11 protein-coding genes, 4 tRNA genes and 1 pseudogene are annotated in these 22171 nt (G+C 43.1%); 11 read left to right on the plus strand and 5 right to left on the minus strand.

Going from position 1 to position 22171, the window contains the following annotated elements:
• Nucleotides 1-36: 36 nt before the first annotated feature.
• The 7 genes and pseudogenes from BW947_RS14270 to BW947_RS14300 form a co-directional block, all read left to right on the plus strand.
• A pseudogene (locus BW947_RS14270) lies at nucleotides 37-5718 on the plus strand (type I secretion C-terminal target domain-containing protein); the annotation flags it as partial.
• A 91-nt stretch (nucleotides 5719-5809) separates the two neighbouring features.
• Nucleotides 5810-7987: a type I secretion system permease/ATPase gene (locus BW947_RS14275; protein WP_076500675.1), complete on the plus strand. Its 2178-nt coding sequence runs from the start codon at nucleotides 5810-5812 to the stop codon at nucleotides 7985-7987.
• Nucleotides 7984-9366 carry an HlyD family type I secretion periplasmic adaptor subunit gene (locus BW947_RS14280; protein ID WP_076500678.1) on the plus strand — a complete coding sequence of 461 codons (1383 nt, stop codon included), beginning with the start codon at nucleotides 7984-7986 and terminating at the stop codon, nucleotides 9364-9366. The genes BW947_RS14275 and BW947_RS14280 overlap by 4 nt, the downstream gene beginning before the upstream one ends.
• Nucleotides 9367-9392: 26 nt before the next feature.
• Nucleotides 9393-10805 (plus strand): TolC family outer membrane protein, encoded by a 1413-nt coding sequence (locus BW947_RS14285; RefSeq protein WP_076500680.1) that lies wholly within the window; start codon nucleotides 9393-9395, stop codon nucleotides 10803-10805.
• Nucleotides 10805-11410, plus strand: coding sequence for an OmpA family protein (locus BW947_RS14290; protein WP_076500682.1), 606 nt, complete (start codon nucleotides 10805-10807; stop codon nucleotides 11408-11410). The genes BW947_RS14285 and BW947_RS14290 overlap by 1 nt, the downstream gene beginning before the upstream one ends.
• A gap of 18 nt (nucleotides 11411-11428) precedes the next feature.
• Nucleotides 11429-12136 carry a transglutaminase-like cysteine peptidase gene (locus tag BW947_RS14295; RefSeq protein ID WP_076500684.1) on the plus strand — a complete coding sequence of 236 codons (708 nt, stop codon included), beginning with the start codon at nucleotides 11429-11431 and terminating at the stop codon, nucleotides 12134-12136.
• Between the two features lie 8 nt (nucleotides 12137-12144).
• Nucleotides 12145-14064: a bifunctional diguanylate cyclase/phosphodiesterase gene (locus BW947_RS14300; RefSeq protein WP_076500686.1), complete on the plus strand. Its 1920-nt coding sequence runs from the start codon at nucleotides 12145-12147 to the stop codon at nucleotides 14062-14064.
• Nucleotides 14065-14357: 293 nt separating this feature from the next.
• On the opposite strand, the gene BW947_RS14305 is transcribed toward BW947_RS14300, so the two are convergent.
• From BW947_RS14305 to BW947_RS14320, 4 genes are all read right to left on the minus strand, one after another.
• Nucleotides 14358-14434, minus strand: a tRNA-Pro gene (locus tag BW947_RS14305).
• A 57-nt stretch (nucleotides 14435-14491) separates the two neighbouring features.
• Nucleotides 14492-14568: transfer RNA gene (locus BW947_RS14310), tRNA-Pro, on the minus strand.
• Nucleotides 14569-14592: 24 nt separating this feature from the next.
• Nucleotides 14593-14668, minus strand: a tRNA-His gene (locus tag BW947_RS14315).
• A 54-nt stretch (nucleotides 14669-14722) separates the two neighbouring features.
• Nucleotides 14723-14799: transfer RNA gene (locus tag BW947_RS14320), tRNA-Arg, on the minus strand.
• 206 nt (nucleotides 14800-15005) lie between these two features.
• On the opposite strand from BW947_RS14320, the gene BW947_RS14325 reads away from it, so the two are divergent.
• Nucleotides 15006-17654 carry a sensor domain-containing phosphodiesterase gene (locus BW947_RS14325; RefSeq protein WP_076500688.1) on the plus strand — a complete coding sequence of 883 codons (2649 nt, stop codon included), beginning with the start codon at nucleotides 15006-15008 and terminating at the stop codon, nucleotides 17652-17654.
• A 34-nt stretch (nucleotides 17655-17688) separates the two neighbouring features.
• Here BW947_RS14325 and rep read toward each other — a convergent pair whose 3' ends face one another.
• Complete coding sequence (gene rep, locus BW947_RS14330) at nucleotides 17689-19701, minus strand: DNA helicase Rep (RefSeq protein ID WP_076500690.1); 2013 nt, start codon at nucleotides 19699-19701, stop codon at nucleotides 17689-17691.
• Between the two features lie 233 nt (nucleotides 19702-19934).
• Between rep and ubiK the strand changes: the two genes are divergently transcribed.
• From ubiK to BW947_RS14345, 3 genes are all read left to right on the plus strand, one after another.
• Complete coding sequence (gene ubiK / locus BW947_RS14335; RefSeq protein ID WP_076500692.1) at nucleotides 19935-20189, plus strand: ubiquinone biosynthesis accessory factor UbiK; 255 nt, start codon at nucleotides 19935-19937, stop codon at nucleotides 20187-20189.
• Nucleotides 20190-20490: 301 nt separating this feature from the next.
• Nucleotides 20491-21273 carry a phosphatase PAP2 family protein gene (locus tag BW947_RS14340; protein ID WP_076500694.1) on the plus strand — a complete coding sequence of 261 codons (783 nt, stop codon included), beginning with the start codon at nucleotides 20491-20493 and terminating at the stop codon, nucleotides 21271-21273.
• Between the two features lie 182 nt (nucleotides 21274-21455).
• Nucleotides 21456-21956 (plus strand): Lrp/AsnC family transcriptional regulator, encoded by a 501-nt coding sequence (locus BW947_RS14345; RefSeq protein WP_076500848.1) that lies wholly within the window; start codon nucleotides 21456-21458, stop codon nucleotides 21954-21956.
• Nucleotides 21957-22171: the final 215 nt, after the last annotated feature.

Raw genomic sequence — 22171 nt, forward strand, 5'->3', positions numbered from 1 at the left:
GATACCAAGATTGACCAAGATGGCGACGGCAACACCGTGGCGATCACCAGCATTACCGATGACACCGGCGCCTCGGGCAGCGACTTCATCACCAACGACAACACCTTAGTGTTCAACGGCACGGTCGATTTGGGTGACAACAGCACCTTGGCCGTCACCATCAATGGCGTGATCTACACCACCGCCAACGGCTTGGTGATTGATGCCAGCGGTAACTGGAGCATCGACTTAACCGGCACCACCTTGGCCGATGGCACTTACCCTGTCAGCGCCACGGTCACCGACCTAGCCGGCAACAGCAAAACCGTCACCCAGGACGTGGTGATTGATACTACCGCCCCAGCGGTCAGCATCAGCATCACCGAAGACACCAACAATGACGGCCTGCTCAGTAGTGCTGAGCTCGACGGGCAAGTAAACTACGTCGTTACCCTCGGCGCCGGCACTGCCCTGGGCGATACCTTAGTGATTGTCGATCAAGACGGGAGCGAGCTGTTTAACGGCCCTGTCACCCAAGCCATGCTCGACAGCGGTCTGGCGCTGGCAGTGAATGCTCCAGCAGACGGAGCTACCCTAACCCTAACGGCCACTGTCACCGACCCTGCGGGCAACAGCTATTCCGCCCACGACAGTGTCACGATTGATACCACCGCCCCTAATCCTCCAACAGTATTAATCGTTGATGACGGTATACCTGGTGATGGTGTACTTACTCAATCTGAGATTAGTAATAATGGTGCTGGTGTTCAGATCGAAGTTAATATTGATGCCACTGACTTTTTAGCTGGAGGGCATGTTAATTTAACGATCAATAACAGTGCAGTCATAACCTCAATTGAGCTTAAAATAGTCGATGTTGGTAACGGGGTTATCGAACTACAATTTGCTGATGGCACTCCCGCAACAAACTTCAGCTACAGTAATGGTATCATTAGCTGGACAGAGTCAACCCCTGAAGCAGGTCAAGATATTACAATCTATGCGACCCAAACGGATGCGGCGGGCAACACTTCAAGTCAGGGCTCAGATACTGCAACGGTCAATTCAGTACCAACGATTAACGTACTTAATAACGTAATTGTTTCAGAGGAAGGTTTGCCCCTAGGTCTACCTGATAGCACTGGAGATACCGATTCGACTAATAGTCCTGACGCCTCTGGGACAGTAAGCATACAAGATAGTAATAATGATAATCTGACCGTTTCACTTTCTGGCCCATCAGGATTATTCTCTGGTGGCCAAGCAATTCAATGGAGTTGGGACCCTGTCACGCAAACTTTAACGGGTTATATTGGTACTGCAGGTGAGGCTTCATATACCGAAATTATGACTGCAACACTGACGCCACCGGTTAATGGTAGTTCAGGAAATTGGACCTATGATGTCACGCTTAAAGGTCCCGTCGATCATCCAGATACTGAGACTGAAGACACCTTGTCAGTCAATATCGGTATCAATGTTGATGATGGTCATGGTGGAACATCAACTGGAAGTTTCAATGTCACCATTGAAGATGATGCGCCAGTCATATCACCAATTGCAGCAGTGCAAACCACAACGACAAGTATTCCTGATTCATTGGTGGGTTCATTCTCACTCACAGGTTACAGCGGCAACAATAATTCATTAGATTTCAATGGGTTTACAATCAGTGCAAGAGGATTCACTTCATCAACCAACTCAAATTTAATTGGCGCAGCTATTTTTGGTAGCGAGAGTGGAATAGGCGTTAGTAGTGTTGGCGCTCCTTACCATAATCTAGAGAATGAGGTCGATTTCCGTAAATTTGCCGATGGCAGTTCTGCATCAGAGGAAATCATCATTACCCTAGATCCAGGGACTATTGCCTACGGCGTGAATATTCAATTTGCCAAAATGTTTGGTGGCGAGCTAGAGGTCGGCGTTGTCGAATTTTGGCGAGACGGTCATTTAGTGGCAACTCAAACATTTAGCTCGGATGCTGATAGCGGTAACTATGCTGCTAATTTCGAAGCCTTGCAAGGCGGCTTTGACACTATGATAATCAAGGCCACTGATAATGGTCAGGGTAAAAATAGTAACGATAATAGTGATTTCACAGTTACAGCTATTGAGTTTTTAGGCACAGCAACCCCACCAGCAATCGCCTTTGCCTCAGGAACTGTAAGTCCTGATTGGGGCGCAGATGGTAAAGGTTCACTCACCTTACAAGGTAGTAATGAAACCAATTTATTCACGGCAACAGGTAGTGCAATCACTATAAGCCAAACTGCCAATACCTTAATAGGGGTAGATGCAGCTGGCCACTTGGTATTCAAACTAGAATTCACCCCAGGAACGGGTCAATGGGACTTCCATCAATACCAAGAGATGCTACAACCAAGCGATGGCAATATTGACTTTAACGTAAGAGCAACAGATGGGGATGGCGATCATACAGATGGTACTTTCTCTGTTATTCCACAATTTTATGTTGATACAACGCCACCTTCTGCACCTGAAGTACGCATCATCGATGATGTAAATGATGACGCGTATTTGACGAGTACTGAGATAGGTAGTAATGGCGTTCAAATACAGGTCAAAATTAATGCTAGTGACTTTAATACTGGCGGCAGCGTACATCTAGAAATCGATAATGCAGGTAATAGCAGTACAGTAGACCTCATTCTTGACAATGGCGTGCTGAAATTTAGTAATGGTGCTCTAGCAACAGGTTACACCTATACAAATGGTGTTATTACTTGGACTGAATCAGCTCCTTCTGCTGGCCAAGCAATCTCTGTCATCGCGACTCAAATTGATAACTCTAATAATGAATCGGCTGAAGGCACGGATAATGCTACTGTTATTGATGCGACTGACGATCGCTATACCATCGACGAAGATCAGCGACTAACGGGTAATGTTCTTACTAATGATCAAGTCGGCAATCTGAATATCACTAGCTTCAGAGTCAACGGTATACAAACCAGTTTTAACGCTGGCCAAACTGCGACACTGGCGGTTGGTAGCTTATTAATGCAAGCCAATGGTGAATTTCAGTTTATACCAAATGAAAACTGGGCCGGTGGTATGCCAAGTGTCACTTACACCACAAATACAGGTTCCACTGCAGCACTTGATATCACTGTTTTACCTATAGCAGATAAGCCTGTCGTTAACGTTATTCTGACTGATAATGGCATACCGCTATACAGTAACTTTAAGACTTCAGGAATCACTACCGAACAATTCCGTACGGGCGATTTTACTACCGCACCATTTAATACTGGTACGCGTACTATTGATAATACTTCCGGACAAGATCAGTTGCTCGGTACTGGGGGTAACGATCATCTTGTCAGCGCAAATGGCGGCGGTGATCTACTCTACGGTATGGATGGTGATGACATACTCGTCGGCAGTGATGCCGTTCAAGGTGACTCTCTCTATGGCGGAACAGGAAATGATGTTCTTGTTGCTGGTCTAGGTAATGACGGGCTCTACGGTGGTGCAGGAACAGATATCGCCGTACTTCTTGGCAACCGAGCCGACTACATAATAGAGAAAGGCACAGGCTACTCTAGCAATGATCGTTGGTTCAACTTCTTTGTAACTGAAAATGGCATCGGTGTTACTAAGGCCCTGCATGATGTTGAGTATGTGCAATTCAAGGATGGCATATACGCGATCAATCAAATCACAGGTGAACTCACATTAGAACAGCCTACAGCAGTAGACTATCCAATCGAAATTAATGTGTCACTTACAGATCGAGACGGTAGCGAAAGCATCGATAGCATTCAGCTCAGTGGTTTACCCGAAGGCACCTTACTCTACAGCAGTAACGGTACATTGATGGGGACTGCAGATGCAGACGGTAATATTCTTCTAAATCATGGCAGCGTATGGAACAGTGCATCCTTAGATGTCAATCTGACAGGATTAACATTAAGGGTTCCTGGTGAATATGCAGGTCAAGTCAACCTCGTTGTCGAAGCAGTATCAAGAGAGTCAGGTACAGACCTGACCAATACTGCAACAGATGCAGATAGCGTCATTCTTAGCTACTTCAGTGGTCATGAAGGAGAGCCTGGCGATCAAAATCTTAACTTTGGTAATGAGCACAACATTGTGGTCGGCGATTTAGACGGTAGCGTTATTTTGCCAGGTCAAAACTACAATATCGCCTTTATGGTTGATAGTTCTGGCAGTATAAATAGCGCCACGTTGAGTACTATGACTGATCAATTAGCGCAGGTATTTGAAACACTTAAAGCCAGCGCAGGTTCAAATGGTGCTGGGGTTGTAAAATTATTCCTTGTCGACTTTGACTCCCATGGCAACAAGAGTATTAGCGTAGACTTAAGTTCGCCAAATGCTCTGTCCCAACTGCAAACTATATTACAAAGCATGGTTTCAGGTGGTAACACTAACTATGAAGACGTATTTAAAACTACGGCAAATTGGTTTAATAGTGCAGATGCAACAGGAAATGCGGGAGCAACGAACCTGGCTTACTTCATTACTGATGGACAAGCAAATAGATACAATACGAATGAGGGATCAAATCCATTGATAGATGATTGGATTAATAACTCTAAAGATGTTTATCTCAATACTCTATTACAAAATGGTTATATACCAGGACAAGTATATAAGTCTAATAACTACACGATTATTAATGCAGCTGGTGAAGTGTTTAAAATAGATACGCAAGGAAAATCTAGCCTGATTGGTTATATGCGCCCTAATGGTACTGGTACCTATGAATACTCAAGTCTAGGAAACAATAGTGGTAGCATTGATAGCCAATCTCAAAGTGGTTTCGCATTCTTATCAGCCCTTGGCGTCACAGTAGCTGCAATCGGAATGGGTTCAAGCTTAAACAATAGTGACTTACTTCCTTACGATTCGGACGGACATATCCAAACGGGTGTCAACGCTGAGGATTTAGCTGATGCGATCATTGGTACTCCAATTACCCAACTGCCAGGATCTGATACCATCAACGGTGGTAACGGCGACGATATACTCTTTGGTGATGCCATCAACTTTAACGGTATCAGTGGCCAAGGTTATGTTGCCATCAAAGATTATGTTGCTGATCAGCTAGGGGTAGCTGCAGTAACCGATGCCCAAGTACATAGATATATTACTGAGCATGCATCTGATTTTGACCAATCTGGTGCCAGCGATAAGGCAGATGTTCTTATCGGCGGACAAGGTAATGACATACTTTATGGGCAAGGTGGGAATGATCAGCTTTACGGCGGTAATGGTAATGATCTTATATTTGGTGGTGCTGGTAACGATACTATTATTGGTGGCCTAGGAAACGATAAACTAACGGGTGGGACTGGTACTGATACTTTCGTCTGGCAGGCTGGCGAGTCAGGAACAGACCATATCACTGACTTTAATATCCATGAAGATAAATTGGATTTACGCGATCTACTTCAAGGTGAAAATACCAACACGCTAGACAGCTATTTGAATTTCAGCCTTAACAGTAGTGGCTCTACAGTGATCGATATTGATGCCAATCAAGACGGTGTCTTTGAACAACATATCATCCTTGATGGTGTTAATTTGTTCGACGAATATGGCAGCACTAACGATGCTGGTATAATTAATGGCTTACTGGGTAGTAATAATAATGGTCCGCTAATCATTGACTCTCAGCCTGTCACACCAGAACCTGCACAAGGAATCGCGCCACTGGATACTAATCCACACCATAATATTATTCCTTAAATAAAATCAGTTCAGATGGCCTATAGAAATATAGGCCATCATGACCGATACTTGCCATAACCATATAAAAATCCAAAGGATAAGTAATTAGGTGTCAGCTGCAGCTTCTGAAAAAATTGACCAATGGACCATTTCGGCCTCGCAAAGAGTCTTAGTGGATCCGCTGCTGGATTGTTTAGTGTTACTCACTGAGCATTTTGGCAACCCGTGCTCAAGCGACTCGCTTGCGGCAGGTTTACCTTTGTCAGGTGCGGTATTAACACCCGATTTATTACCTCAGGCCGCGTCGAGGGCTGGCCTAGCGGCGAAGTTATCCCGAAAAGGCTTAAACGAAGTATCACCCATATTGCTTCCTTGCATTTTGTTATTAAAAGACAAGAAAGCCTGCATATTGCGTGAACTCGATGTTGAGTCCGATAAAGCGATTATTCAATTACCTGAGACAGGTGGTGAAGAGACGCTGACAATTGAGTCGCTCGAAGCCTTATATGTAGGATATTTATTCTTAGTTAAACAAGAATACCGTGGTGACATGGGCTTTGATGTTTATCTACACGATAATAAAACCCACTGGCTAGTCCAAACCTTAAAAGATTCTGCACCCATTTATCGCGATGCATTAATCGCTTCTGTATTAGTGAATTTGTTCGCCTTAGTTTCACCTTTATTTATCATGAATGTGTATGACAAAGTCGTGCCCAATCTTGCCTTTGAATCCCTGTGGGTGTTAGCGATTGGCGCTTCTATTGCTTATCTGTTTGATCTTGTCATGCGGCAGCTCAGAAGCTACCTGATTGATGTAGCAGGTAAAAAAGTAGACATCATAGTATCTTCTCGCCTCTTCGCAAAAGCGATTGGTATCCCCTTAGAAAAACGCTCCCCCAGTATTGGCGGTATGGCAAAACAATTAGGCGAATTCGATAACATCCGTGAAATTTTAACCTCGGCGACGATCACAACCTTAGTCGATCTCCCCTTTGCACTATTTTTCGTCATCATTATCTATATTGTTGCTGGAGATCTCGCTGTTGTACCCGTAATTGGTGGCATGATCATTATTGCTTTTACACTGTTTATTCAACCTAAGCTCAAAGCGGCCATTGAAGAAGGTAATAAATTCTCTAGCTTAAAACATGGCCATTTAATTGAAAGTTTATCTGCATTAGAGTCAATTAAGGCTAATGGCGCTGAAGGCATAGTACAAAAAAGCTGGCAACAAATGATTGGCCATAGTGCTAACTGGCAATTAAGGTCAAAAAAACTCTCTAACGCAGTATCGAATGTAGCTAACTTTACCGTGCAATTTACGGTTGTGTGCGTGGTGATTTTAGGTGTGTATCGCGTAGCGGATAATGCGATATCTATGGGCGGTATTATTGCTGCGGTCATGTTGTCGAGTCGAGCGATCTCCCCCATGGCACAACTTGCAGGATTAATGACAAGAGCGAACCATACCGCTAGTGCATTGCGCCAACTGAATGAAATAATGACTCAGGAGGATGAGTTTGAAAACAAAGGACACTTAGTCAGCAAGTTGAGGTTACTTGGTAAGATTAATGCTGATCATGTCGGATTTAGCTATCCTGGCTCCGAAAAACCCGTGTTACATCCTATGTCATTGACGATTAATCCAGGTGAACGTGTTGCGATTATCGGCCGTAATGGTTCAGGAAAAAGCACATTAGCAAAACTACTTGTCGGGCTATTCCAACCAACAAACGGCAGTTTGCGCTACGACGGTTTAGATTCGGCGCAAATCCACCCGAGTGATTTACGTCGTAACTTTGGCTATTTACCACAAGATGTCACCTTATTCCACGGCACAATTCGCGATAATATTTTATTTGGTACACGCCAAGTCACTGAACATCAGCTAATTCGTGCTGTGCAACTGTCTGGTGTCAGTCAATTCACCAATCTCGAAGCCGAAGGTTTAGATCAACAGGTTGGCGAAGGCGGCATGTCACTCAGTCGTGGTCAAAGGCAAACCGTTGCCCTTGCACGTGCCACACTCAATGATCCTCCAGTACTACTGATGGATGAACCCACTGCTAGTTTAGATGCAAGAGCGGAGCAGCAGTTTATTCGTTCAATGCAAAATGTCAGTAAAGATAGAACCTTAATTCTTATTACCCATAAAATGCACCTATTACAGCTTGTTGACCGCATTATCGTACTCGAACGGGGTCATGTGGTTGCCGACGGACCCAAAGCTGAAGTGTTAGAAAAACTCAATTTTGGCCTTGTGAATGGTGAGGCTAAAAGATGAGTAAAAATTTAACAGCAAACGATTTAGACATGGTTGATGACGTCTATGGCGCCATGATGACCGACGCGCCTAGCGGTCACAGATTAATTATTTGGGCACTTGCTGCCATGGTGGTATGTTTTTTACTCTGGGCTGGGTTTGCGCAACTAGATAAAGTCACCACGGGCACGGGGAAAGTCATCCCTTCATCACAAGTGCAAGTCATTCAAAGCCTCGATGGCGGCATAATGCAAGAGCTCTACGTTCGAGAAGGAGAGATTGTGACTAAAGGGCAACCTTTAGTCCGTATTGATGACACACGTTTTCGCTCAGACTTTGCGCAGCAAGAGCAAGAGGTTTTTGGCTTACAAACCAATGTGATTCGGATGCGTACCGAGCTTGACAGCATTCTAATATCTGACATGACTGCTGATTGGCGTGAACAAGTGCTTATCACAAAAAAAGCGCTTATATTTCCTGATAATATCATTGATGTTGAGCCAGCTTTAGTAAAAAGACAGCAGGAGGAATATAACGGACGCTTAGATAACTTAAGTAATCAACTTGAAATACTCGTGCGTCAAATTCAACAAAGACAGCAAGAAATTGATGATCTTGCGTCGAAAATCACAACCTTAACAACGAGTATGCAACTGATTTCCCGCGAACTTGAACTTACTCGTCCTTTAGCCAAAAAAGGAATTGTACCTGAAGTTGAACTGCTCAAACTCGAGCGGACAGTTAACGACCTACAAGGCGAACTCAATTCAATGCGTCTACTTCGCCCTAAGGTCAAAGCGGCAATGGATGAAGCCATCCTCAAACGTCGCGAAGCCGTATTCATCTATGCTGCCGATCTACGTGCGCAGCTCAATGATACCCAGACTCGCCTCTCTAGGATGAATGAGGCGCAGGTAGGTGCACAAGATAAAGTCAGTAAAGCCATTATCACCTCTCCAGTTAATGGCACTATAAAAACTACACATATCAATACACTCGGTGGTGTGGTGCAGCCCGGCGTCGATATTATTGAGATAGTGCCGTCAGAAGATCAATTACTAATTGAAACCAAAATTTTGCCTAAAGATATTGCCTTCTTACATCCTGGCTTACCGGCCGTAGTTAAGATTACCGCCTATGACTTTACGCGTTATGGCGGCCTAAAAGGCACCGTTGAACATATCAGTGCAGATACATCTCAAGATGAGGAAGGTAATAGCTATTACCTCATCAGAGTTAGGACCGTAGAGTCCAGTTTAACCAAAAACGATGGCACACAGATGCCAATTATCCCGGGGATGTTGACTTCTGTCGACGTGATTACGGGACAAAGATCTATACTTGAGTACATCTTAAATCCAATTTTAAGAGCAAAGGACACTGCGCTCAGAGAGCACTAAGCTTTTTATAAACCGGGAGGTTGGTCATGAAGATTCCAGCAAAACAACAATTTCAATATTCAAAGATAGCCGTTGTACTGTCATTTATACTATTACCGTTATCGGCTCAAAGTCAGACGCTAGAACAAGCTGTGGCACATACGCTCGATACCAACCCTGATTTACGTGTTGCCTTCAATCGCTTTAAAGCGCGAGAAGAGCAAGTTAATCAAGCGATAGCAGGTTATATGCCGACTATTGATATCAATGGTGGTTATGGTTATGAACAGACTGATGGCGTATCGACCCGTAGACGACCAAATGTAGGTGATGTCGATAGTGATGGCGTGGCCGAATTAAACCGCGGAGAGTTTGGTGTTAGCTTAAAGCAAATGCTTTTTGATGGTTTTTATACCAGCAGTGAAGTTGATCGTTACAGCTTCGAAGCTAGTGCAGACCAATGGGCACTACTTGCAGCAGCAGAAGACATGGCGCTTGATGTCAGTAAAGTGTACCTCAACTATCTACGCAGTGATGAAGTACTCAGATTGGCGGAAAAAAACCTTAATAGCCATAAGGATATATACGACCAAATTAAGCAACGTACTGATTCTGGTTTAGGTTCTATTGCGGATTTATCTCAAATAACCGGACGTCTTGCACGTGCCAATGCTAACGTTATTTCTGCTCGCAATAATTTACTCGATGCTAAAGCACAGTATATTAAAATTGTAGAAACAGCGCCAACAGACCTAATATTACCCGTGCCAGATGCCGATATGTTACCTAAGGATCTCGGCTCAGGCATTACCACTGCACAGGAAAACCATCCCATTCTGAAATCTGCCGCAAATGATATCCGTGCAGCAGAGAATGAACGTTCTTCAGTCCAAGCTAGCTATTATCCCCAGGTTTCTTTAGAACTAAATGGCAACTGGAATAATGATATTGGTGGTGAAGATGGCGTGAGTAACATTCCAAGTCAGAATGTTGGAGGTTACAGCAATGATTTAGTTGCCATGGTTCGCGTAAGATACAATCTATTCGCTGGCGGTAAAGATTTAGCTCGCGAAAAAGAAACCGCTTATAAGTTAGGTGAAGCCAAGGAAATCCGTCAACGCGCTCAACGTGAAGTAGTTGAAGGCGTTAACTTGGCTTGGAACGCATTTGAAATGCTAACACCACAAAAGCAGTATATTCGTGATCATGTTGTGGCTGCAAAGGACACTCAATCAGCTTATGCACAACAATTTAACTTAGGCCAACGTAGTTTGCTCGACTTGCTCGATACCGAAAATGAACTGTTCGAAGCACGTAAAGATTATTTACAAGCCGAATATGATGAAATCATTGCCAAGTATCGGGTTCTCAACTCTACTGGACGTTTATTAGACTCACTCAAGGTCACTCGCCCAGAAGCATGGCGTGGAGAGCATAACTACGAAGAAGGAGTCAAATAATGAAAACTATTATATTTGGTCTAAGTATCATTCTTTTAGCTGGCTGTTCGATGCGCGATACAGTTAATATTGAAGAAATGACAACAACTCAAGCTTATGATCTATCAGATAAAGATGGTGATGGTGTTATTGAGGCGCGCGAGCGTTGTAATGATACCGCTAAAGGTGCGGCTGTCGATAACTATGGTTGTGGTCAGGTAAAAGCGATCAATGAACGAAAGGAAATAAGCATCTTATTCCCAAATAACTCCGCTTTTATTGCGCCAGAGTATTACCCTCAAATTGAAGAGGTCGCACTCTTTTTACGTCAATATCCAACGACCAAAGTGACTATAGAAGGCCATACTAGTCGTACAGGTACAGATGAGCGTAATACAGCACTGTCTCAAGAGCGAGCTAATGCGGTTACAGCAGTGCTAGCAGAACGTTTTAGTATTGATAGAAGTAGATTAACTGCTATTGGGTATGGTTCTAGCCGTCCCATTATCTTAGAACAGACACCAGAAGCAGAAATCCGTAATCGTCGTGTGGTCGCTGAAGTAACTGGAGATGACACCACAACGGATATGAGATGGACAGTTTACTCGGTCGATGAGCAACAATAGGGGCTAATACGCTAGATTATGAGCGGCAGACTTGATTATAAAAATTCATTATTGAGAGTCTGTCGCTTTAGCCTAATTGCGTCAGCCCTTAGCATATGCTGTTTATATGCAAAGCCAACGCAAAATCTTGATGAAACGAAGATCGTCTCTACTTTAGAAAAAAAGTATGGTGAGCGAGCAGGAATGCGAGCAAGAGCTTGGTTTAAGGTACAGTCTGAAGCGAGCACTATGAGTGAAAAAGAAAAGTTATTGAAAGTAAATAATTTTTTTAATTTATTTAATTTTGTTGATGACATAAAACTCTGGGGGGAATCAAATTATTGGGCAACACCAATGGAGTTTATTGGCGTAAATGGCGGCGACTGCGAAGATTTTTCAATCGCAAAGTACTTCACTTTACTTCAGCTTGGCGTTCAAGAAGATAAGATGCGGATCACTATGGTCAAAGCGACTACCCTTAACCAGTACCATATGGTGTTGGCTTACTATGAGACCCCCGCATCCATTCCTTTAGTCCTCGATAACCTTGACCATACAATAAAACCTGCCACCCAAAGAAAAGACTTACTGCCTGTTTATAGTTTTAACGGTAAACAGTTATGGCTTAACAAAGAACAAGGACGAGGCGTTTTAGCTGGCTCGTCAACACGATTAGAAAAATGGAATGACCTTAACCATAGGTTAGGGGTTGATCGCCTTAGACAGCCTAAATTAAAACTGGAGTAGCATCAAAAATGACACTGTTTAGACAGATTTATTCGCTGCTTTTTAGCCTATTCTTGCTTGTGATTGCAAGTCTTGGCTATGTGCAATTCACAGAGACCCAAAGTTTTTTAACAAAACAAATGGAGTCCGATCTAAACAATGCCAGCACTTCACTCGGCCTAATGCTAGCACCAGCACTTCAAGCGGGGGATACCGCTGCAGCGGAGACCTTAGTGAATGTGATTTTTGAGGGCGGTTACTATCAAAATATCAAGCTGACATGGATGGTCGATGGCAAACAAAAAGAGTGGAATAATCCACTCACCATTGAAGACGTACCACAATGGTTTATTAATCTAAATCTATTTAAAACGATTAAAAAAGAAAGCACTATTACCTCGGGTTGGTTACAACTAGCGCAACTTGAGATCACTGCACATCCTGGTTTTGGCTATCATGAGTTGTGGCGAATAATGTCCAATACTATCATCGTCTTTTCGCTCCTTTTTCTCGTAGCTATTTTTACGGCAAGAGTCGGATTAACATGGATATTAAAACCACTCCATACTCTTTCAGAACACGCAAAGAGTATAGCTGCACGCCAATTCGGCCCCGATATGGCGCTTCCTAAAACCGCTGAATTGAAGGACTTAGTCATTGCATTTAACACTATGTCTGCTCAGCTTAAACAAGTATTTCACTCACTCGACGAAGAAGTAGGCGCATTACGTAAGAAAAACCTTATCGACCCCGCATCTGGCCTGCCCAATCGTCAATATGTGGTGAGTCGTCTTAATGGCTGGCTCAGTGAACCGAGTAGCGGTGTCTTATTCCTCGCGAAACTTGATTGGCTAGAGGAAGTTCACAGTAAATATGGTTACCAAGTTCGTGATGAAACCATACGCCTTATGGGTGAAAAGTTTCAACAACAATTAAACGAAATTGCCCCTTCAGTTATAGGCCGTATTGCCGCCTATGAATTTGCTTTTTTAGTCACCGATGTCGAACACGATCAAATCAGTAAATATTTACAGACGCTCATCCGAACGATTAATCAGGAAATGTCGAAAGCAGGCTGTAAGCCCAATGAAGACTTTGCTATTGGTGTTGCGGAGCGTATTGGAAAAATGGATGTCTCGGATATTTTAGCCCAAGCCGATAATGCTCTACAAAAAGCGCGCCAAGATAACAAAATATTCCATTGGTTTGCAACGACCGAACAACAGCTATTCACTCGTGAACAATGGCGGGATAACCTTAGTCATGCTATCAGTAATAAGAAATTTAAGTTTAGATGGCAGCAGATTCAGTTTTGCGATAATGATGGTGTAGCGCAACGGGAACTATACTGCCAATTAGAACTCGGTGATAAAATCGTCCATGCAGGGCAATTTATGCCCTATATTGAATTATTATCACTCGGAGCCTTACTTGATAAGTGCTTAATTGAAACAGTCTATGAACAAAAGCTACTAGAACGAAACTATGAACCTTTAGCTATCAATTTAACGCATCAGAGCATCAACGATTCGCAGTTCCATGAATGGTTAAATCACTTTTTGCGAAATGCTACCTTCGTTGAACGTATCTGCTTCGAAATTCCTGAAGCTGGAGTCTATAGTAATCTCCAATCTTGCCAGCTGTTATGTAACATCATTCGTGATAATGGTGCTAAATTCGGTATTGACCATTTTGGACGTCAATTTGGTTCCATGGCCTATTTACAAGAACTGAGACCTAGTTACGTGAAACTCGATCAATCCTTCGCGTACTACGATGAGACGCATCATAATAGTGAACTGTGCCGCGCGTTAATTAACGTAGCGAAAGGATTAGACATTCAAGTGATTGTGACGGGGATCCAAGAGAAAGCTCAACTAGAGCGCTTTAACGAGCTTAGGACAGATGCTTATCAAGGCTTTATCGCTCCTCCCGTAAACCTTGATTAACTGATATGAATCAATAAACGTAAATAGTAAAAAGCTCCTTCGGGAGCTTTTCTTTTTTGTTGTATGAGAACACTACAGCATCAATCTTGGCCTGATTCAATGACCTAAACGTTAAAATGCGTAACCTATAATTGCTCCAATAGAAGGCTACTTAGGGATTAGGCCTAATAAATTAAATTTAATCATATGAATAGCTATCGACAACGACCGCTACAACACCAAGATATTGTTCAAATATAGGATATAAAAAAGCCCCAGAGTTTCATTAAGAACTCTGAGGCTTTTCTATTTATTGGTCGGTGATAGAGGATTCGAACCTCTGACCCTCTGGTCCCAAACCAGATGCGCTACCGGGCTGCGCTAATCACCGTAAATTATTAACTATTTACTTAACCCTAGGTTAAATTCGCTAGCTATGCGAAAAATTTGGTCGGTGATAGAGGATTCGAACCTCTGACCCTCTGGTCCCAAACCAGATGCGCTACCGGGCTGCGCTAATCACCGAAATTTTATAACACGTAAATGAAATGGGGTGACTGATGGGGCTCGAACCCACGACAACCGGAATCACAATCCGGGACTCTACCAACTGAGCTACAATCACCATTGAATTTCACTTACTACGCTAACCTTAAAAGCTCACAACCATTAACGGAAGTGGTGCGCCCAAAAGGATTCGAACCTTCGGCCTCACCCTCCGGAGGGGTGCGCTCTATCCAGCTGAGCTATGGGCGCTCGCCTTGGTTAGCGCCGCATATACTAGGGTCAAATCCCCCTTGAGTCTATAGCTGTTTTGCAATTATTTTACTGACTGCTCAAGTTTTATCATATTGGCTGACATTTCAAGCAAAATGCTGCCTAAATATGGCTTGGATGTTACAGTATTTCATGTTAATTATAGAGTCAGGCAAAATAACCCATATATTTTAACAGTGAGTATCATGTTTAAGGATGAAGATGAAACTAGCCAACTTCGCAAAAATGAAGTTGATTGCTTACGTAAAAGAGTTATTCGCTTAAAAAAATTAGCGCATAAATATAAGCATGCTGAGATCATTCAAAACGCACTACTCGAAATCTCCAATATTGCGACCCACGCAGCTTCACTCGAAGAATTCTATATCGGGGTACATCGTCACCTAAAGCAACTCATTCCAGCTGATAATTTTTTTATTTCAACTCTTGATATCAGCACTGGCGAACTCGCGATTCCATTTTTTGCCGATGAGAAAGATGCTCATCCTGCCGAGCTTTACCCTGAACAGTCACTGTCAACACTACTGCAGCAAGGATTAACTGGTTACGTTGCTAGGACTGGGGAAGCGTTGCTATGTAACAATGATAAAGTCAATGCGCTGGTTGCTGCGGGGGAAATCCTTAATTTAGGTTCCCCCTGCCATCTCTGGCTAGGTGTCCCGATCAAACATGATGATAGCGTCACTGGCGTGTTAGTCGTACAAACCTACGACACCAATATTAGCTATGGCGAAATTGAACTCGAGTTAATGACGTTCATTTGCCATCATATCGCGGGTGTAATGGAGCGACTAAAACACCAAGAACAACTAGAGCAAGCCATTAAGCTAAGGACCAAAGAATTAAGCCAAGCTTACGATAAATTAAAACTTGAAGTATATGAAAGACGTAGAGCTGAACGCTTACAAAAATCACTATTCGAGATTGCTGAACTCGCTAGCTCCAGTGCCGATAATCCCGATTTTTATGCCCAATTACATAATATTATTCGTCACCTTATTCCTGCAAATAACTGCTATATCGCGCTATTAAACGAGGCAGGGACTCATCTCAGATTTCCTTTTTATGTATCGCAATTGAACAATAAGCACCCTAAAACTCGACCAATGCAAGATGGTCTGACTGAATATGTGCTCAAGCATAAGCGGCCATTGTTATTAGACCAAAATGATATTAATGCATTGATTGTATCTGGAGAGATCTACGCCCAGGCACCAACGCTCAATCACACGCAAACTATGCATCAGTGGATAGGTATTCCGCTTTTTATCCATGGCAATATAAGTGGTGCACTAACGATTTATAGTTTTAGCATGACGCAAAATTATCAAGTTAAAGATTTAGAATTACTGACATTCGTATCACAGCACATTGGTTCTGCCATCGAAAAGAAACTTTCAACCGAGTCCCTGCAACGCAGTTATGAAGAGCTTGAAGAGAAGGTAAGTGATCGTACCAAAGCCTTAGCCGAGCTCAATAAAGATCTACAAAAAGAAATTAAACAACGTCGCAGCATGGAAGCTAAGTTAGTTCACGATGCAAAGCATGATGCGCTAACAGGTCTGCCTAATCGTTCGCTATTAATGGAGCGCTTATCACAGTCAATTAAACACGTTCGGCGCCATCGCTTAGAGCAATTTGGCTTACTCTTCATTGACCTCGACCATTTCAAACAGATTAACGATACTATGGGGCATTTAGAGGGCGATAAATTTTTAATTGAAACTGCGAGCCGCCTTAAGTCCTGTATTCGCGATAACGATACTTTGGCGCGCCTGGGTGGCGATGAGTTTGTGATTTTACTTGATAGCATCAACAACATAAACGACGCAAAAGAAGTGTCTGAACGTGTGATTCAAACTATATCGCAACCCTATAGGCAGGGCAGTTTAGAGTTTAGTTCTGGTGCCAGTATCGGCATCAGTATTAGTGGTAATCATAAGGTCGATACAAGTGAATCTTTGTTACGTAATGCCGATACTGCCATGTATCAGGCAAAAGCGAATGGTAAAGGTTGTTATGTTATTTTTGATGATAATTCCCAGTATCAACAGACGCTGGATGCCGCACTAGAAACTGATTTTAGACATGCGTTACACAATGCAGAAATTACCCTAAGTTATTTATCAGTGGTCGATTTCAAAACCGGTCAAATATCTGCGTTAGAAAGCCGTCTTTTATGGCAGCACCCACGTAGAGGCTTATTGCAACAAGAACAGCTTAATGCGCTTGCCGAACAAGCGAATCTCACCGTTGAATTAGATAAATATACGATTAACATCATAAACAGTAGCTATTCAGAACTACTCACACAATATACGGAGTCGATTGAGTTACACGTTATGCTGTCAAGCCAGCATCTTAAACATCGACATGTGCTACGTAGCCTGAAAAACACTCTTAAGCAGACACAATTAAATTTGAATAATTTGTGGTTATTCTTCAACGAAAAAGCTTTAGTGCAAGAAATCGAAAACCACATTAATGGCTTTGAATTATTACAAAAAACCGGAGTAAAACTGGGTATAAGTCATTATGGTAGCGGCCATAGCGCATTGAATAGTTTATTATTTTTACCGATTAAAGGTTTAAAAGTTGATGCGAATATCACTAAACAATTACAAACTGAACAACAGATCAAGTTAATGTCTGTGTATCAAAAAACAGCATCGACCTTAGAACTGCAAATATTTGTGGATGGGGTTAATAGCCTAGACCAAATACGTATTTTCAGTGAATTAGGCTATCAATTTGGTCAAGGAACGGCGTTGGATCACACATTTACTTTAAATGAGGGTCAACAGCCTGAATTTATTCAGCTTGAATATGCTTAGCAAAAAATACTTAAGCAACCCAAACACTCATCGCCTACTTTTTAAACATATCTCTTAAGTTAGAAATGTTTGCCCGCCCAGTTTGCATTCGTTCCTGCTCCGTTTGTTGTGGTTTACGGTTTTCCCACACCACATCATCTTGCGGTAACTCCAGTAAAAAACGGCTTGGCTCACAACGCATGGTTTCACCAAATTGTCGCCTTTCACGGCACAGGGTAAACCAGAGCTCTCGCTGAGCCCGCGTGATCCCCACATAGGCTAAACGGCGCTCTTCATCGACATTATCTTCATCTATGCTGGATTGATGCGGCAAAATACGCTCCTCAACGCCAATCATAAACACAAACGGGAACTCTAAGCCCTTAGATGCATGTAAGGTCATCAGCTGCACTTGATCGCCGCCTTCATCCTCGCTATTGCGCTCCATCATGTCTCTGAGCGTCAGTCGAGTAACCACCTCAGGTAAAGTCATTGGCTCATCTAACTCATCACCTGCAAGCATCTCAGTGACCCAACGGTAGAGCTCAGAGATATTCTTCATGCGCATTTCAGCCGCTTTGGCACTGGTGCTGGTTTCGTACAAATAGTCTTCGTAATTGATCTTACGGATCAAATGTTTTACCGCCTCCACAGGCTCACCGCGCTGGGCATGATCGCCCGTTTCTACGATAAAACGACCGAATTGATATAGCGACGACATAGCTGCAGGCGGCAAATGATGATTGAGATCTGGCTCAAAAATCGCCGCAAACATTGAAATGTGCTTCTCGTTAGCAAAATTACCTAAGCGTTCTAAGGTCGATGGACCTATGCCACGTTTCGGTAAGTTAACGATGCGCAGGAAAGCATTATCGTCGTCAGGATTCACCACGAGTTTTAGATAACCCATGATGTCTTTAATTTCAGCACGGGCGAAAAATGAAGTGCCACCGCTCAATTTATAGGGAATACGGTTGGTCATTAGCGCGCGCTCAAGCAACCGCGATTGATGATTACCGCGATACAAAATCGCATAATTGCCAAACTGGGTACGGCCGACAAACTTATGCCGCACAATTTCTGCCACTACGCGCTCAGCTTCTTGTTCTTCATTTGCAGCAAATAACACCCGCAGTGGCTCGCCGTAGGCCAACTCACTAAACAGCGCTTTATCGTAAACATGGGGATTATTAGCAATAAGTATGTTGGCAGCCCGCAGGATCCGCTGGCTAGAACGATAGTTTTGCTCGAGCTTAATCAACTTAAGCTGAGGAAAATCTTTACCCAATAGCACTAGGTTTTGTGGTTTAGCGCCGCGCCATGAATAGATAGATTGGTCGTCGTCACCCACCACGGTAAAACGCGCCCTTTCACCCACTAACAGCTTTACCATTTCATATTGGCTGGTATTGGTGTCTTGATATTCGTCCACCAACAAATATTGAATTTTCGTTTGCCAGCGGGTACGTACTTCTTCGTAATGCCGTAGCAACAGAGTCGGCATCAAAATTAAATCATCAAAATCTAAGGCGTTATAGGCCTTCATGTGCTGAGCATAACGCTGGTACAACATGGCAAATAACTGCTGTTGTTCATCTTTAGCAATTTTACGCGCCTGTTCTGGAATGATGAGGCCACCCTTCCAGTTAGAAATCGTACTGGCAAGCGACTTAAGTAAATCTTTATCTTCTTCTAATTCATCTTGAGTCAACTCTTTGAGCAATGCCAAAGTATCTTGGTCATCAAACAACGAAAAGCCCGGCTTTAAGCCTAAGACCTTATGCTCACGTTTAATGATTTCCAGCCCCAAGGTATGGAAGGTTGAAATCCACAGGCCTCTAGCCTCTTTGCGTCCCATCGATTGTGCAACCCGCTCTTTCATCTCACGGGCAGCCTTGTTGGTGAAAGTCACCGCCGCAATATTGCGTGCCTTATAGCCGCACTTTTCGACCAAATAACCGATTTTATTGATAATTACGCGAGTTTTACCACTGCCCGCACCCGCCAGTACTAGGCAAGGGCCTGAAACATAATGAACAGCATCGTTTTGGGCGGGATTGAGTTTCATCTTTGCGCAATATCCAAACAAGTCGACAGAAAGGAGTGGGATCATAGCAGAATTGGCGGTTTTAAGGTTAACAAATCCCCCCTTTCGCGATGCAAAAACAACAGTGTTTATTGGCGTAGGCGTGATGTAAAGCGCAAGAACAACACTGCATGACTATCAGACATCAGCTTTACTTTTGAAACCTAACGCACTGAGTTACAATCAAGCTATTCAGTCAAGAGGCGGACAAGATTATGATCAATTCTAAGAAAATCGAAGAGATGGCAAAACAACTGAGCGAAAGTTTACCCAGTGGTCTGAAGCAATTTGCCGGTGAGTTTGAAGAACGCAGTAAACAAGTGCTGCAAAATCAATTACTCAAGTTAGACATGGTTTCCCGCGAAGAATTTGACGTACAGCAACATGTATTACTGAAAACCCGTGAAAAGTTAGAAACCTTACAAGCTCAAGTCAATGAGTTAGAAAAAAAGATCAACGCGGCAGACTGATTTTATTTGTATGTTGTCATAAAGCACAGTCAGCTAAAACGCACTGTGCTTTTTTGCTAGTTAACACTTAGCACATAGCCCTATAGGGAAATCATACAACTTACCCATCATATTCACTCACGGCACTATTTAACGCTGTACTGTAAACCTCATCCAATTGATTCACCCTCACTGCGTTTTCTAAGGCCATTACAGTAAGCGAGGTTAAGGTTAACCCTTAACTCACCATTTTTTAAAGATTTTTTATTGGCTATACCATTATCACGTTGTAGCCTATAACGTTTATTAAGAGACTAATATTTTGACCAAAAACGTTTATCTTCTGCGTCGTTTAGGCTTAGCTTGGCTACTACTGATGATTATTCCTGGATTACTGTTACTGACACGGTATCAGCTGTTTCCGTTAATCGACCTACAATCCAACTTAGCAACTCTCTTATATTGGATAACGTCAACGGGTACTGCCCCATATGGCATTGCCACCGTTGTATTCGTGCTACTGATAGGCTATCGCATGATGCCTAAAGCACTCTTTATTAGCTTCTTTTTAGCCATTAGTCTCAGCCAATTATCGAGTTTAGCCTTAAGTCACACGCTGAAACCTTACTTTAAGGAGCCTAGGCCGAATTTGGTTTTCCTCGCCCAACAAGATTTACCTAGCGATGCGCAGCTTTCACTCGATAGTTTTTATCAACTAGATAAACCAAGCCGTTCAACGGCAATTGCGACCGCACTCGAAGGGCTAAAGGTCGTTAAACCTGAAATAAAATTTACCCCTCGCATTCACCAACATTGGCAAAATGAAGTGAGCTATTCGTTCCCATCTGGGCATACCATATTTGCTGTAACGCTAGTGCTCACCGCTGGCTACTACCTACTACTAGCTGGATTGCCCCGCTTTACGCTAGCGTTAGTCACTTGGGCATTACTAATGGGGCTAAGCCGCATGTTATTAGGTATGCATTGGCCACAAGATGTGCTGTTTTCAACTATTCTCGCGGCTTTCACCAGTGGGTTTGGTATTTTTATCGTTAATAAACTCCGCCCGTTCAAACGGTATATGCTTGAAAAATCTATCAGTTAGCTTTGTCTCCACTGTCGATTAAAAGCCATTAATTTCGTACACCTTGGGCTAAGAACAGCCAAGGTGAGACTGATGCAAGATAATCGGCTTTATAATCTCAAAGCACTATTTAAACGAGATTTTTGGAAAAGTGGGCTAAAACTGGCACACTGGTGGCTAACTCCGCCAAACCGCAATTTTCAATGACTGAAACTCAGCAGTATAAACTCGACCAACTCGATTTAACTATTTTGCGCTTACTGCAAACTCATGGGCGGCTATCTAACCTCGAACTGGCTAATAAAGTTGGCCTATCACCGCCCCCTTGTTCGCGCCGTGTAAAAGCCTTAGAGGAAGCTGGTTATATTGCCGATTACGCCACTCGTCTGTCGGCGGAGAAGTTTAACCTGCATTTGACCGCCTATATCCATGTGCGGATGGAAAAACACACGCCAGATATTTTGAATCAGTTTGAAGCTAATGTTATCGCCTATGAAGAAGTCCAAGAATGCGCGCTCATCACAGGTTCAGAGGCCGATTATCAACTCACTGTGCTGGTGCAAGATATGGCGCACTTTCGCACCTTCCTGTTAGATAAACTCACCACAAATGTGCATATCGCCGGCGTACATTCCAGCTTTGTGCTAAAAAAGGTCAAAGACCACACCGCGATCCCCTTAAGTCATATCAACATTCAGCCATAAACCACGGTAAAACTCCCATGGCGTTTAAATATTAATAAAATATCTGTCATCGCGTGTTTTACAGACCAAAATGCACCATTCATTGAATTTTTATCATCGCAATTATTCGCTAACATTAGGCCCCCAGCCACAACTGCTAGCAATTTAATCTCACAAAAAGCCTAAAGGCGAAATATAACGTCAAAAAAGTACCAATTATTGAGATAAAGCGGCTA

The organism is Shewanella morhuae (genome assembly GCF_900156405.1).
Lineage (GTDB): Bacteria > Pseudomonadota > Gammaproteobacteria > Enterobacterales > Shewanellaceae > Shewanella > Shewanella morhuae.